The organism is Lysinibacillus sp. K60, from assembly GCF_019731275.1.
In the GTDB taxonomy this organism is placed as follows: domain Bacteria; phylum Bacillota; class Bacilli; order Bacillales_A; family Planococcaceae; genus Lysinibacillus; species Lysinibacillus capsici.
In genome coordinates, this window is sequence record NZ_JAASJR010000005.1 from 309498 (window position 1) to 324437 (window position 14940).

Sequence of the window (14940 nt, forward strand, 5' to 3'; positions counted from 1 at the left end):
TCCAACTAGTTTAAAATTTCCATTTCGATTTTTTCTATATAAGATAGTGCTCGTAATGAACGATAAAAGGACAACAAATTATCCGAGACGATTAAGGAAAGGCGTAAATCTAACTCATGTAAAACACTATCATTTTTTAAGTGCACATCTTTAATGCGTATATTTTCAATGATAATGTTGTTGTCCTTTAAAAATAATAGAAATGCTTCTGTATGGTTGTCATCATCAATTTGAACTTTTAATAAAATTTCCCGCATACGAATTCGCTTGGGTCCGATTTTCATAAGAAAAGGTGATAGTACTTCAATTCCAAAAACAATGATCACAACAGCTAGTGTTGCATCCATGTAAAAACCTGCACCAACCGCAATACCGATACCAGCGGCTCCCCAGATCATAGCAGCGGTAGTTAAACCCGTAATGCTGTCATTCCCGCGTCTTAGAATGACTCCTGCACCAAGAAAGCCAATTCCACTAACAATTTGTGCTGCTAAACGAAGAGGGTCCATCGTAATATTAATATCTTCTCTAGCGGGGGTTGAGTAGGCTGTTTCAATGGAGATAATCGTTAATAAGCAGCTGAAAGTAGCAATAACTAAACTTGTTTTTAATCCAACTGGTTTTTTCTTTAATTCCCTTTCGATACCGATTACTAAACTTAATGTGGCTGCAATAACTAATTTTATGCCAACTTCATATGTAATCATATTTTCGAATAATGTTTCCATACACAACCCTCCAATGTTATTTCGTATTGCTAAGAGATATGCAAACTGTCATTATTATATGTGCATCACTTTTTTGTATTGTACAACATGAAGTAAGGACATATAAGTATTTTTTTAGGAAGGTGGGATTTTTTGGAGCAGCCAAAAATTCATCCATACATCCCAATTGTGATCGGTGTAATTTCAGTATCGATGTCAGCAATTTTTGTGAAATTAGCATCGGCGGAAGCGGGGATTATAGCATTTTATCGCATGCTATTTTCCGTTTTAATCATGGCGCCATGGTTTTTAAGAGGATATACAAAGGAGTTAGCAACTTTAAAAAGACGTGATTGGCTATTTTCTTCAGTTGCTGGGATTTTTTTAGCTTTTCATTTTATATTATGGTTTGAATCACTCAACTATACTTCAGTAGCAAGTTCAACAGTTTTAGTAACGCTACAACCTTTGTTTGCGTTTGTGGGCACTTACTTTTTCTTTAAAGAAAAAATTACGATGAAAACAATCGTAGCAGGATCCATTGCAATAATAGGAAGTGTTTTAATTAGTTGGGGCGATTTTAAAGTAAGTGGAACAGCCTTTTATGGAGATGTACTGGCGCTCGTTGCATGTGCACTTGCAACAGCTTATTTTCTATTAGGACAGGATGTACGTAAAAGATTATCACTTGTGACCTATACAATGGTTGTATATGTTGTAAGTACCATCACTTTATTTATATATGTAATGGTTAAAGGGGAATCATTTGGTCCATATTCTTCGATGGATTGGTTATGGTTTATCTTATTAGCATTAATCCCAAATTTACTTGGTCAATTAAATATGTTAGTACGAATGTTGTTTCAATTGCTATATTATTTGAGCCTGTAGGAGCTGCTCTTTTAGCTTTGGTGATATTTAAAGAGTATTTAATCATGACACAAATCATCGGTGGATTGATTGTATTAGCAGGAATTCTATTGTTTGTAATAGATATTAAAAAGATTTTTAATTTTTTTATGAAAAATGCTTGATTTTTAAAATGCTATATTATATATTATTACTTGTCCTTAACAAGAAGAAACGCTTGAAAATAAAGTTTTAAAAAGTTGTTGACTTATAGTTAAGAATGAGATAAGATAATAAAGTCGCTGAAAACGACTTGAATAAAATGAACCTTGAAAACTGAACAAGCAAAACGTAATCAATAAAGTTTTAAGTAACTAGTTTAGCTAGTGAACGAAACACAATTTTGGACATCAAACATGATGCCAGCAAAACAATTTGAGCTAATCAAATTTCTTTTGATTTCCCATTACGCAAGTAAGTAAGATCCCTCAAAGACGATGAGGTAGATAGGTTCGAGGTGGAAGTGTGGTGACACATGGAGCTGACGAATACTAATCGATCGAGGACTTAACCAAAAAAGTTTGAAGCATTCAATGCACCGTTTATCCAGTTTTGAAAGAACAATTCTTTCAATTAAATACAAAGTCTAGTGATGATGGCAAAGAGGTCACACCCGTTCCCATACCGAACACGGAAGTTAAGCTCTTTAGCGCCGATGGTAGTTGGGGGCTTCCCCCTGTGAGAGTAGGACGTCGCTAGGCAAATGAAAGATCAGAGAATAAATTCTCTGGTCTTTTTTTGTTGTACACAAATTAAGAAGATAGTTTAAATTAGGCTGTCCCCCGAAAAAGACAGCCCTATATACTTAAAATTCAAGAGCACTCCGAAGATCAGTTAGATAAGATTGACTCACTGGCAACTCACTTCCATCAATTAAAGTGACAATAAAATTTGATGTTAAATCACGTGCCATTTTTTTTATGAAGTGTATATTTACAATGTAAGATCTATGGATACGAATAAAATATGATGGTAATCGTAATTGAAGTTCTTTGAGTGTAATGCTCGTTTTATACTGATCACCCTCTACATAAAACCATGTTTTTTTCTGTAGGCTTTCAATATGAGATATTTTATTAATTGCTACAGGATTCCATTCCTCCTCTTGCTTTCCAGTTAAAAATTGAAATGGTTCTGCTCTTTTTGCTGTAAATGATGACGGTAGGACAATGACGAGAGCAGCAGGCTTATTTTGAATGTATATAGGATAACCAATGCCGTAATATGGCGTATCGAATAGGGAATTATCTAATATAGCATCTGTTCTTTTTTGAGTCTGTAATACTTGGTCCGCAATACTCCCAGGTAAGACTTGTTGACCTATCTCTAAATGAATACTTTGGTGACCAGAGTGAAAATAAACATAAGAATTTTCAACAGCAATCGCAATGGATGAATCAGCAGGTATCCAGTCTTTCAACATAAAAATATATTGTTGTGAAATATCTTTTACGAAAGAATTTAACTCATTGTTCATTGTGAATATCCCCCTTGTTTGTAAACAGTCTTCCAAATTTCATCGTCAAAAAAGGTAGTTTTATCCTTAAAATTTGATCTTTTATCGAAAAATAATGAAAATTCAAATAGTCTGTTATATATTAATTTACAACAAATAAACCTGTTATGGAACAGATAATTAAAAGTTTTTTAACAGAGTATATTGTACACAAAGGGGAAGGTGGAATTTCAATATGTCAACTCGTCAAGAAAGAATCGAAACTTTAGAAAAACAATGGGCTGAAAACCCACGTTGGGCTGGTATTGAACGCACATATTCAGCTGAAGAAGTTGTTAAATTACAGGGAACAGTAGTAATTGAACAAACACTAGCGCAAAAAGGTGCTACTCGACTTTGGAATTCATTACATGAGGAACCGTTCATCAATGCATTGGGGGCATTAACGGGGAATCAGGCAGTACAACAAGTAAAAGCTGGCTTAAAGGCTATCTATCTATCAGGCTGGCAAGTAGCTGCTGATGCAAACCTGTCTGGTCAAATGTATCCTGACCAATCATTATATCCAGCTAACTCTGTACCAGCAGTAGTAAAACGAATTAATCAAGCGCTTCAACGTGCAGATCAAATTGATCATGCTGAAGGACGTGTTGATCAATTTGATTGGTTCGCGCCAATCGTAGCAGACGCAGAAGCAGGTTTTGGTGGGCCTCTAAACGTATTCGAGCTTGTAAAAGGTATGATTGAAGCAGGAGCAGCTGGTGTTCACTTAGAAGATCAATTAGCTTCTGAAAAGAAATGTGGACACCTTGGAGGTAAAGTATTACTTCCAACACAAAATGCTGTTCGTAACTTAGTAGCTGCACGTTTAGCAACAGATGTTATGGGTGTAGATACAATTTTAATTGCACGTACAGATGCTGATGCTGCTGATATGGTTACATCAGATATTGATCCACGTGATGCAGAGTTCATCACTGGTGAACGCACACCTGAAGGCTTCTTCCGTACAAAAGCTGGAATCAAACAGGCAATTGCTCGTGGTTTAGCTTACGCTCCATATGCAGATTTAATTTGGTGTGAAACTTCTAAACCATCACTTGAAGAAGCTAGAGAATTTGCTGAAGCTATTCATGCTGAGTTCCCAGGTAAAATGCTTGCGTACAACTGCTCACCTTCATTCAACTGGAAGGCAAATCTTTCAGAAGAAGAAATTGCAGAGTATCAACGTGAACTTGGTAAGTTAGGTTATAAATTCCAATTTGTTACTTTAGCAGGTTTCCATGCACTAAACCACTCTATGTTCGAGCTTGCTCATGACTATAAAGATAATGGTATGGCTGCATATTCTAAGCTACAACAAGCAGAATTTGCTTCTGAGTCTAAAGGCTATACAGCTACACGCCACCAACGCGAAGTAGGTACTGGATACTTTGATGAAATCTCTCAGGTTATCTCTGGTGGTACTTCTTCTACAACAGCAATGGCTGGTTCTACTGAAACAGAACAGTTTGTATAAGTCGTAGTTTAAATACGTGTTTTCCTAGATTCATAATCATAGAATAGTCTCCTCCGCTCCTCCTAAAGCGGAGGATGACGAAACTAAAATGACAAAGGTGGGTAAACAGCTAATGGAACAAGCAACGACAGGTAAGCTTAAAATTGTTGGAGAACAAAATGAGCAAACTAATGAAATTTTGACACCTGAAGCTCTTGAATTTGTTCTTGCTCTGCACGAAAAATTTGATGCTCGCCGCAAGGAGCTGTTGGAGGCTCGACAAGAACGCCAAAAACGACTTGATGCGGGAGAGAAGCTGGATTTCCTACCAGAGACAAAGCATATTCGTGAAGGTGATTGGGTAATCGCACCACTTCCAAACGACTTGCAAGATCGCCGTGTTGAAATTACAGGGCCTGTTGATCGGAAAATGGTTATTAATGCGTTAAATTCTGGAGCAAAAATGTTCATGGCATGCTTTGAAGATGCATCTTCTCCGACATGGGAAAATATGATTGGCGGTCAAATTAATATGCGTGATGCTATTAATAAGACCATTGAGTTTACACAAGTATCCAATGGTAAAACATATAAATTAAATGATGAGACAGCAGTGCTATTAGTTCGTCCACGTGGTCTACACTTGCTTGAGAAGCATGTCCTGGTGGATGGAGAGCCGATTTCAGGCAGTTTCTTTGACTTCGGTTTATATCTATTCCACAATGCCAAAAACGCACTTGCACAAGGTACAGGGCCATATTTCTATCTACCAAAGCTTGAAAGTCATTTAGAGGCTCGACTATGGAATGATGTCTTTGTGTTTGCTCAAGATTATATTGGTATTCCACAGGGGACAATAAAAGCTACTGTATTAATCGAAACGATTTTAGCTGCGTTTGAGATGGATGAAATTTTATATGAGCTACGTGAACATTCAGCTGGTTTGAATTGTGGTCGTTGGGATTATATTTTCAGCTACATTAAACGTCTACGCAATCAAGCTGATGTTATTTTGCCAGACCGTGGGCAAGTAACGATGACAGTACCTTTTATGAAAGCCTATACATCTTTATGTATTCAAACATGTCACAAGCGAAATGCACCAGCAATGGGCGGAATGGCAGCTCAAATTCCAGTTAAAAATGATGATGAGGCGAATGCAGTGGCATTTGCAAAGGTGGCAGAAGATAAACGTCGTGAGGCAACAGAGGGGCATGACGGTACATGGGTAGCACATCCTGGTATGGTTGCAACAGCGATGGAGCAATTTGATGCTATTATGACAACGCCTAATCAAATTCATAAAAAGCGTGAGGATGTACAAGTATCAGCCGAAGATTTAGTAGCTGTACCAGAAGGAACAATTACAATTGAAGGTCTACGTATTAACTGTAGTGTGGGTGTACAATATATTGCTTCATGGCTTCGAGGTAACGGAGCTGCACCAATTAATAACTTGATGGAGGATGCTGCAACAGCAGAAATCTCTCGTACACAAGTATGGCAATGGATCCGTCATCCGAAAGGAATCTTAGATGATGGACGCGGTATTACATTAGCATTTGTTTTAGAAATATTGGAAGAAGAACTTGTGAAAATTAAAGAGGCTGTTGGGGAACAAGCTTATAACAGTGGTCGCTATGAAGAAGCTGCTGAACTGTTTAAATCCTTAATTGAACAAGATGAATTTGCGGAATTCTTGACACTTCCAGGGTATGAAAAATTAGCGTAAAATACAAGTCTACTATCCAACATATCAAACTTTCCTAATAACTATCTAAGGATTGCACTCGGGTACAATCCAGCCTATTCCACTAACATAACGTGACGGGGTCTGTTCCCCCGTTTAAAGAGATGAGCACGATTGAATTAAAAGGGGTCTATAAATAAAAGTTAAGAGATTTTAAGGGGTAAAGATGTCTTACTAGCTTAGATGGGGAGCAGTAAGGCATCTTTTATATAGTACATCCGTGTAACTGTTTTTTTAGTTACGCGGTTTTTCTATGCTAATTTACTACAGCTAGTACAAAGCCGTCATACCCTTTGACACCAACTGTTTGTATAGCTGTTGCTTCAATTCTCGGGTTTGCTTTTATTAATTCCATAAATTCTTGAACGCCTCTAACACGTTCATCCTCACTATTTTCATCAGTTACCTCACCATTACGTACAACATTATCTGCAATGATAAGAGCGCCAGATTTTGCTAATTTTAAAGCCCACTTCAAGTAAGCGGGGTTATTAGGTTTATCAGCATCAATAAAGATAAAGTCAAATAATAGTCCAGCGTTTTTTAAGTTTGGTAATGTATCTAGGGCATTTCCTACAATGACCTCAACCTTTGGTCCATACCCTGCATTCGCTATATTTTGCTTGGCAACTTTGGCGTACTCTTCATTAATTTCTAATGTCACGTTGCTGCATTTAAAAGATGCTGGGAAAAGTAATCGAGAAATTGCACGATTATTTGGCGTTTCGGAAGCTACCATTCGGAGAAGATTGAAAGAGAATAAAAGTGAATTTTAGACATATTAGCTGTATATATTTTGTATATATACTTCCTGATAAATGGATATGAATGTATATAAAATGTATATCTTTCTTCATTTCATTGATATCACGAAAAAGCTTTGCCCTGCCTAGCCCCCCGACTAGGTTGGGGGCACTTTTTCCTTATGCTCTTTCTAACTTTTCCTGGGGATTTCCAGAAGTATTTTTAATTAAGGATCATCCGTAAATTTTTTTACGGATTTGATTTTACAGATCTTTTTCTGTTTCAGAGGGATAATAATTGAACCTTTAAAAAACACTAATGCCTTCCAATTCTAAACGGAAGGCATTAGTGTTTTGTTTATTATTTACTCTTTAAAAAATTAATCTCTTTCTTTAAATCTTCTAGTGTCTTGCCTGCTATAAAATCAGTTATTTGCCCATTAACTTCATTTGAAATAGAGAGAGTTGTTGTATCACTTATATTTATATCATCTGTAAAATCGTCTGGATTATAATCAATTAGATTACTATTTAATGTAGCAGCTTTATTAACTGTATTGGTATCAATACTAATTAAATAAGGTTCAATTGCTCTTAAGTAGATATTATTGTTGGTATCAAAACTTTTCTTTAAGAATACAATGTATTTTTTGTCATATTCTGGTTCTATGAATGAAGGATCCTTATTTTCTAATTTATGAATGGTCACTTCTGACGGTTCCTTTATTAAAATACCTTCTGGAGAAATGATTTCATCACCAGATGTTTCTTCATAGTCAATTATTTCTGAATATCTATGATTAACTCTTATTTCTTTAGTTTGCAAATCTCCTGCTAATACTTCATCAACTGTAAAGTTATATAATTTTCCTTCGATATAATGATCCGTAGCTTCTTTGTATAGATCATCAGAATTACGAGCCATATTCCATGAAGAATCAAAACTTTTATATGTACCTAAAACAACTACATCAGATTGTTCAACCATATCGGAAAAATCACTTGCTATCGCAAAATCATGCGATACTAATAGACTTTTCTTTTGATTGTGGTTTTGTATAGATTTTGCATTTGAAGAATTAGCCATTTCCTCATCGTTTAGATTATTTTGATATAAGTAAGCACTGCCACCTATTATTAAAAAAGTTGTTAAAATCAATAATTTGTTCTTTTTTTTCATTATTCTCCCTCTTCCTTCTATATCTAATATTAGAATTTAAACCCATAAATAGCTTTTATGCCATTTAAATCATCAGTTTGGGGAGTTGTCATTTTAGTTCTATCTCTGCTGCTATCCATAATAGACTTTCCTGATGAATTGTGGTCTAAACCTAGAGCATGTCCTAATTCATGTACCGCTGTACTTTTTGCGACAGAAGCAGATGCTACTGCATTATCATTTAAATAACCTTTGAATAGAGTTACCCTGTTATTAGGAGCAGTTGTTACCATTTTTCCAAAAAACCCAGTATCTGCATCGGTGAATCTAGTTAAGAAATTTACTGATTTTGAATCATTAAAAAATCGTACGTTCTCCGATGTTGATGTTCTCCACGATGATGCTCCGTCTATCCATCCGGTTTTTATAACGCCATTATTGAGGCTATCTCCCCATTTATACGAAATAAAGTTCGTACTAGTAAAACGCCAACCAGTTAAAGAGTATGCTGAAGCTGTGTTTTGAAATATAGAAAATAATAAAACAAAAGACAGAAGCATAACAGCAAGTTTCGATTTTGATTTCAAGTTAAAACCCCCTAGGTATTTTTCAAACAACACCATTTTATACCAATAATTAAAATATATAAATAGTTTTTTATAAATTAGTTAATTTTAGTAAATTAAGGTAATTCAAAAGTCTTGGCTCAAAAGCAAAATATTTTTTTTTTTTTATAAATAACTCTGCCATGTTTACGAATGTATGGGGCGAATACCCATACTTTCCCATCAGCCTTGATATCAAAACTTAAAGAGTTGCGGAACGGATTCTTGTTCAACTAACGAAGAAATTTAGTTGAATATGTAACTTTTAGGAGATAATAGGTGTCTATATAAAAGAGGTGGGTAAATTGAAAATAAAAAAATTATTCTATGGTTTGATCGCATTAGCTTTTTTCATGATAACAGGATGCAATATTCAAGGGGGAACTACAACAGTATCAATTGACAGTATAGATGCCGAAGAAGTTTTAACATTAGATTCGGATGCTGATATTTTTCAGTATGATGGAGTTATCTACAAAACTAATATTGATTGGGTTGAAGAATTATCTTTAACAAAAGATGTTCAAATCGGTGAAATAAAAACAAGAAATGATGCTAATACAGATTTTAGAGATGAGATGTCGAATAAACTTCCTGTTGGTACAAAGATTTTTTCCACCAAAGAACGGGGAGATATTTTAATTGTTGAATCTGAAGGAGAAATCAAAAAATATCTTGCAATTGTTGAAGGGTAAACAAAATTCCTTGTTCAACAAGCGTGGTGCTTTAATTGAATAGATAGAATGATGTATCCATCTCATACGAGGTGGTCTTTTTTATTTATACAGTGCCAAAACTTAATAGTTTTGACACCAGTGTGTTGTTGCAGTAATATCAAGGTGTAAAAAGGTGTCATAACTTAGGTCGATAAATGTAGTGCAGAAATGAGGTATTTTTCTATGATTTACGGTTATGCAAGGGTATCGACTGTATCACAGGAATTAGAGGTTCAGCTTCAAGCGTTGGAGAGTGAAGGAGCGACTGTTATTTATAAAGAGAAATTCACAGGAACGAAAACAGACCGACCACAATTAAATGAGCTGCTGTCTAAATTAAATAAAGGTGACAGGCTTGTTGTAACCAGATTGGATCGATTGGCTCGAAACACTAAAGAAGGCATCGAGATCATTGAACGGTTATTCGCCAAAGGCGTAAATTTATTAAAAAGTTTCCGTCATCGAAAGCGTTTTGCATCGTTACTACAGCGATATAAAACGCTTTTTTGCTTCAAAAAAGGAGCAACTATCATGAAAAATAAACTAAAAACTACACCAAACCAAGCAGTCTAAACATTTATTACATACGGCAATCAAAAAGGAGATCAGCAACTCAAAGAAGAACGCCTGCAGCAACTAGAAGAAACTTTAGCAGCACAAGGTATTTATCCTGGTGAGAAAGTACATAGGGTGCTAGAAAAATTGATTTATGATTTTACATACAATGGCATTATCAAAGTAAGCCGAGAGCATTTGAGTAACAAATTAGAGGTAGGATTAAATACAATTTCAACAGCTTTTAAGTATATGGAGCAATCTAAGAGCTATTTATCCTTTCCAGAAACAAATCAGAAAGACGGATAGTGGGTGTCGTGTCATTATAGATGCGCAACATGTGAATTTTGAAAGCATTTTAAAATGAGGGAGCATCTTTTCTCATTATGTCAAACATACCAAGTGAGACCACCAAATATCGCACTCCAATTTAATGGTATTCATGAAACCATTCGCTCAGTCATGGCGGGCTATGGTGCAAATTTTATTTCTTCTCTTGCTGTTAGAGAGTATGTAGAGAGTGGGCAATTGGCGAGAGTTTATGTGAAGGATATACATGCCATTAAACATAAAATTGCAATTTGTACAAGGAATAATGAGAAGCAGAATTTACTTGTGCAAAGATTTATTGAAACCATAAAAAATTCCCCTATTTAAAAATTTCAATCTCATGCAAGGTGGAGAGAAATTTGTTATATTAGTTGTATAACAAATATGGAGCTGATAAACATGTTTATTCAAATAGAATTTCAATCAGACGTACCTATTTATGAGCAGGTAACACGTCAAATTATCGAAGGAATTGCTAAAGGAGAAATGAAGCCAGGTGATACTTTACCGTCTGTGCGAAGTTTAGCTGCCGATTTAGGTGTTAATATGCATACTGTTAATAAAAGTTATCATGAATTAGAGGCAAAAGGGATTATTACCATTCGGCCAAAATCTGGAGCTATTATAAGTTCAGCAGAGGAGAGAGCTTTATCACCTGAGCAACTGCGACAAATCGAAAAGAATTTGAAACCTGTTGTGGCAGAAGGAATGGTGCTCGGCGCAACAGCTGAACAAATTGAGCACATGATGAAAAAAGTTTTTGCCGATTTGCAAATTCCAGCAGAGGGAGTGTAGCAAAATGCTACTTGGCGTTTTTATAACCATTTACATCATGACATTAGCTTTGCAAATAGTCGTTCCCTATATTGTACGAGAGACAGTCGTTTTTGGAGTCACAGTGCCTGATCAAAATATTAAGCATCCCATCTTAGCTCAGTTGAAAAAACAGTATGTGCAGTTCGTAGGGGGAACAGGGATAGTTTTTCTAATCATCATGATTATAAGTTACAATCAATTTGCTCCTTCTGAATCTATTCAAAGTATTGTTTTATTAAGCTGTTTGTTTAGTATGCTTGCAGTAAGTATGGCGTTGTATTGGATAAATCATCAAAAGGTATCGAAGTTGAAAAAACAAGAGCAGTGGGGCGCAAATATTAAACAAGTACGGGCAGTGGATTTAACTGCAAGAAGCCGTGATGAAATGCTTCCTTGGTCTTTTTTTGCTGTTCCATTAGGAATATCGGTATTTTTGATCATTTACACATACCTTCATTACGATCTCATGCCAAATGATATAGCAGTACATTGGGGGCCGAGTGGCGAAGCGGATGCCTGGAGAAACAAGACCTATTTTACAGCTATTTCACTGCCACTGGTAATGCTAATGATGCAGTGTATGATGTGGGGAATTACCGACTCCATTAAACGTTCTGCAATTAAATTAGCTGTAAATCGCAAAGAGGAATCGTTGGAGGATCAGCTAAAAACACGAAAATACATGAGTTGGCAAATACTACTGATAAGTTCTGCATTAACAGCTTTATTAACAATTTTACAATTAAGCAACATCTATCCTTCTATGACAGTAGGCTATAAGCTATTACCAGTATTTATTTTGTTCTTAGTTGTTTTGCTGGGTTCATTACTGATATATGTGGTGAAAAAGTATAAACATAAAGTACGCTATGAAGCAAATATAGATTCCCAAGTAATGGATGTGGATGAGGATCGTTATTGGAAGGGCGGCTTAATTTATATGAATCGACAAGACCCATCCGTTTTTGTGGAGAAACGCTTTGGGGTAGGATGGACCATGAACCTTGCCAATCCTAGAGGCTATATTGTTATTGGATTACCTTTTCTCTTATTGCTGTTGATTTCTATATTTTCATTATAAAATAATAGTAATTTATGATGAAAAAATTTGTTCTATATGATCGGTTTTTTTCTTATTAACTGGAGGTGGGCAGGTGAAGATCCTTGTTGTCGATGATGATGTTCATATTTTACAGCTAGTCAATATTTATCTTACAAAGGAAGGCTACCAAGTGCTACTTGCTGAAAATGCAAAGCAGGCACTAGCCTTACTCGAAGGGAGTCTGCCTGATTTAGCTGTTGTCGATGTGATGATGCCAGGAATGGATGGTTTTACACTGACAGAGTATTTAACTCAAGATTATGATATTCCTGTTTTATTATTAACAGCAAAAGGTGAGCTAGAGGATAAAGAACGTGGCTTTTTAGCAGGATCTGACGATTATGTTATAAAGCCCTTTGAACCAAAGGAATTATTATTTCGTATAGCTGCGATATTGAGGAGATTTGATAAAAAAAACCAAGTAACCATCCAAGTAGGTAAACTAGTAATTGACCGACGAAGCTTTGAGGTTGTAATAGGGGAAAATACACTTATATTACCTTTAAAGGAATTTGAATTACTGGCTTTGTTAGCATCACGTCCCCATCAAGTGTTTACTCGTAGCTATATTATGGAACAAGTATGGGGCTATGACTATGATGGAGATGAGCAAACGTTAAATACGCATGTGAAGCGGATTCGTGAAAGATTAAACCGATATGACACGGCTGTTGAAATTACAACAGTAAGAGGTGTTGGCTATAAGCTAGAGGAAGCAACATGAAAACCTTATATAGTAAATTTGTTGTAACAACAATGCTGGTAATGATAGGAAGCTTATGTATGGGCTTTTTGGCAACGAATACCTATTACCATCAAGTTATAAAAGAAAAAAATGATGCAAAAAACGTTAGCATAGCACAGGATATTGTGCATTATATTGAGACAGACAAACCAGAGGATTTAAATAGCTATCTGACAACATTGGGTGAAATCGGCTATCAAATTTATGTGACAACTGGTGAGGAGGGGCAATTTTTTGGCGGTCCATATCGTGATAAAACATTGTCAACGTCTGTGGTAGAGCGTGTTTTAAATGGGGAAACCTATCATGGTATGCGAGATTTTCCTAAAGAAACCTTTGTAACAGGATTTTTTGCTAATGAACTGAATAATACAATTGGTGTGCCATTTACCTATGGAAGCAAGTCCTATGCATTATTCATAAGACCTGATATTCGTTTATTGTTTTCTGAGGTGCATACAATACTTGCAGGATTAATGTTGGTTATGACAATACTGAGCCTACTTGCCATGCTACTATTTGCTAAAGCATTAATTCGCCCCATTACAAAGTTAACAGCAGCCACTCAACAGCTAGCGCATGAAAAATTTGATACAGTTCTAGATATTGATCGTGCAGATGAAATTGGTCAATTAGCATCAAGCTTTAATAGGATGACCGAGAGATTACAGGAAACTGATCGTACAAGGAAGGAATTTATTAGTAATGTATCACATGATTTTCAATCACCTTTATTAAATATTCAAGGGTATGTAGATTTACTGAAAAATCCTTCCCTTACTGAACAGGAAAGACAGGAATATGCAGCAATCATTGAACTAGAAACAAAACGCCTATCTACATTAACCAAACAGTTATTATTATTAACCTCCCTTGACCAATCGACAATAATTGTAAAACGTGAGTCTTATCGTTTAGATGAACAGCTAAAGGAAACTGTACGAAAGTATCGTTGGCAAATGGAAGAGTCACAGCTTCAAATATCATATAAGCTTGAGCAAATTATTTTTGATGGCGATGCAGGGCTTTTACAAAACGTATGGGATAATTTACTGACAAATGCCATTAAATATAATGTAGAGGGTGGGCAAATACATCTACATTTACAAAAAAGATCTGCCTTAGTTGAAATTCTTGTGGAGGACAGTGGGATAGGAATGACTGAGGATCAGTTAGCAAAAGTATATGACCGTTTTTATCGTGCCGATGCGTCTAGAACCAAGCAAGGGACCGGACTAGGCTTAGCGATTGTCAAACAAATTGTTGAGCTACATGGAGGGACCATTCAGATGCAAAGTACGGTGCATGCGGGCACAAAGGTTTATATCCATCTACCAATTTTGTCATAAGGAGTTCATGTAAAGTTCATGTTCACAAGATAAACTGCTACTTAGTTGAAACACGACTAGGGGGGAGTTATCGTATGGAACAAAAGTGGAGCATACGCCTTATTCGATTAGCGGCAATTTTTGCTTTAATCGGCACGTATTTAGGTTCACATATGTCGGGATCAGGTAGTTATGAATATAGACCGATACATGCACATATTTTACTTGTTGGCTGGCTTAGTATGTTTGCCTGGGGTATTTTTTATAAAGCCTTCAAAGTGAAATCACAAAAATTAGTAACCATTCATGGTTGGACAGCTATTGTGGGTGTTCTGGGCTTAACGTTAGGCATGTGGTTTTACAATATAAATCCATTTAATTTTGGTAGCACTTTTACATTAGTCTTCTTTATTGTAGGAGGAACTACGCTATTAATTAGCTTTGCTTTATTTATTGTTGTAACATTTATGATTCAACAACAAAAGGATAATAGCAGTCATTAATAAAACCTACCGTGTCTT

The 14940-nt window shown here is 35.8% G+C and carries 15 protein-coding genes, 1 rRNA gene and 3 pseudogenes; 14 read left to right on the plus strand and 5 right to left on the minus strand.

Annotated elements, in window-relative coordinates:
* Positions 1-5: 5 nt before the first annotated feature.
* A complete protein-coding gene (locus HCH28_RS13370) occupies positions 6-728 on the minus strand; it encodes an MgtC/SapB family protein (protein ID WP_221681307.1) in 723 nt (240 codons plus the stop codon).
* Between the two features lie 132 nt (positions 729-860).
* Here HCH28_RS13370 and HCH28_RS13375 point away from each other — a divergent pair.
* Positions 861-1741: pseudogene (locus HCH28_RS13375) on the plus strand (DMT family transporter).
* Positions 1742-2201: 460 nt separating this feature from the next.
* Positions 2202-2317 (plus strand): 5S ribosomal RNA (gene rrf / locus HCH28_RS13380).
* A 104-nt stretch (positions 2318-2421) separates the two neighbouring features.
* On the opposite strand, the gene HCH28_RS13385 is transcribed toward rrf, so the two are convergent.
* On the minus strand, positions 2422-3093 hold the full coding sequence (locus HCH28_RS13385; protein WP_221681308.1) for a LytTR family DNA-binding domain-containing protein: 672 nt from the start codon (positions 3091-3093) through the stop codon (positions 2422-2424).
* 214 nt (positions 3094-3307) lie between these two features.
* Here HCH28_RS13385 and aceA point away from each other — a divergent pair, with 214 nt between their 5' ends.
* Together aceA and aceB are read left to right on the plus strand one after the other, a co-directional pair.
* Positions 3308-4591 carry an isocitrate lyase gene (gene aceA / locus HCH28_RS13390; protein WP_221681309.1) on the plus strand — a complete coding sequence of 428 codons (1284 nt, stop codon included), beginning with the start codon at positions 3308-3310 and terminating at the stop codon, positions 4589-4591.
* 112 nt (positions 4592-4703) lie between these two features.
* Positions 4704-6302, plus strand: coding sequence for a malate synthase A (gene aceB / locus HCH28_RS13395; RefSeq protein ID WP_039885193.1), 1599 nt, complete (start codon positions 4704-4706; stop codon positions 6300-6302).
* 274 nt (positions 6303-6576) lie between these two features.
* Here aceB and HCH28_RS13400 read toward each other — a convergent pair.
* Positions 6577-6984 (minus strand): annotated as a pseudogene (locus tag HCH28_RS13400) (O-methyltransferase); the annotation flags it as partial.
* Here HCH28_RS13400 and HCH28_RS13405 point away from each other — a divergent pair.
* A complete protein-coding gene (locus HCH28_RS13405; RefSeq protein WP_221681311.1) occupies positions 6899-7096 on the plus strand; it encodes a helix-turn-helix domain-containing protein in 198 nt (65 codons plus the stop codon). The pseudogene HCH28_RS13400 and the gene HCH28_RS13405 sit on opposite strands and share 86 nt — an antisense overlap.
* Positions 7097-7424: 328 nt before the next feature.
* Here the strand turns inward: HCH28_RS13405 and HCH28_RS13410 are convergent, their stop codons facing one another.
* On the minus strand, positions 7425-8243 hold the full coding sequence (locus tag HCH28_RS13410; RefSeq protein ID WP_221681312.1) for a hypothetical protein: 819 nt from the start codon (positions 8241-8243) through the stop codon (positions 7425-7427).
* Positions 8244-8272: 29 nt separating this feature from the next.
* Positions 8273-8809: a matrixin family metalloprotease gene (locus HCH28_RS13415; RefSeq protein WP_221681313.1), complete on the minus strand. Its 537-nt coding sequence runs from the start codon at positions 8807-8809 to the stop codon at positions 8273-8275.
* Between the two features lie 314 nt (positions 8810-9123).
* Here HCH28_RS13415 and HCH28_RS13420 point away from each other — a divergent pair, with 314 nt between their 5' ends.
* The 9 genes and pseudogenes from HCH28_RS13420 to HCH28_RS13460 all read left to right on the plus strand — a co-directional run bounded on the left by HCH28_RS13420 (position 9124) and on the right by HCH28_RS13460 (position 14922).
* The gene (locus tag HCH28_RS13420; RefSeq protein WP_288579718.1) at positions 9124-9522 is read left to right on the plus strand and encodes a hypothetical protein; all 399 of its coding nucleotides are present in this window, start codon (positions 9124-9126) and stop codon (positions 9520-9522) included.
* Positions 9523-9726: 204 nt separating this feature from the next.
* Positions 9727-9987, plus strand: a pseudogene (locus HCH28_RS13425) (recombinase family protein); the annotation flags it as partial.
* A 258-nt stretch (positions 9988-10245) separates the two neighbouring features.
* A complete protein-coding gene (locus HCH28_RS25050) occupies positions 10246-10407 on the plus strand; it encodes a hypothetical protein (protein ID WP_231595767.1) in 162 nt (53 codons plus the stop codon).
* A 54-nt stretch (positions 10408-10461) separates the two neighbouring features.
* Positions 10462-10755, plus strand: coding sequence for a LysR substrate-binding domain-containing protein (locus tag HCH28_RS13435; protein ID WP_231595768.1), 294 nt, complete (start codon positions 10462-10464; stop codon positions 10753-10755).
* A 72-nt stretch (positions 10756-10827) separates the two neighbouring features.
* Positions 10828-11223, plus strand: a complete 396-nt coding sequence (locus HCH28_RS13440) for a GntR family transcriptional regulator (protein WP_221681315.1) — start codon at positions 10828-10830, stop codon at positions 11221-11223.
* 4 nt (positions 11224-11227) lie between these two features.
* A complete protein-coding gene (locus tag HCH28_RS13445) occupies positions 11228-12325 on the plus strand; it encodes a DUF1648 domain-containing protein (protein WP_221681316.1) in 1098 nt (365 codons plus the stop codon).
* Between the two features lie 73 nt (positions 12326-12398).
* Positions 12399-13070 (plus strand): response regulator transcription factor, encoded by a 672-nt coding sequence (locus tag HCH28_RS13450; protein ID WP_221681317.1) that lies wholly within the window; start codon positions 12399-12401, stop codon positions 13068-13070.
* On the plus strand, positions 13067-14440 hold the full coding sequence (locus HCH28_RS13455) for a HAMP domain-containing sensor histidine kinase (RefSeq protein ID WP_221681318.1): 1374 nt from the start codon (positions 13067-13069) through the stop codon (positions 14438-14440). The genes HCH28_RS13450 and HCH28_RS13455 overlap by 4 nt, the downstream gene beginning before the upstream one ends.
* Positions 14441-14514: 74 nt before the next feature.
* Positions 14515-14922 carry a hypothetical protein gene (locus HCH28_RS13460; protein WP_221681319.1) on the plus strand — a complete coding sequence of 136 codons (408 nt, stop codon included), beginning with the start codon at positions 14515-14517 and terminating at the stop codon, positions 14920-14922.
* Positions 14923-14940 lie beyond the last annotated feature (18 nt).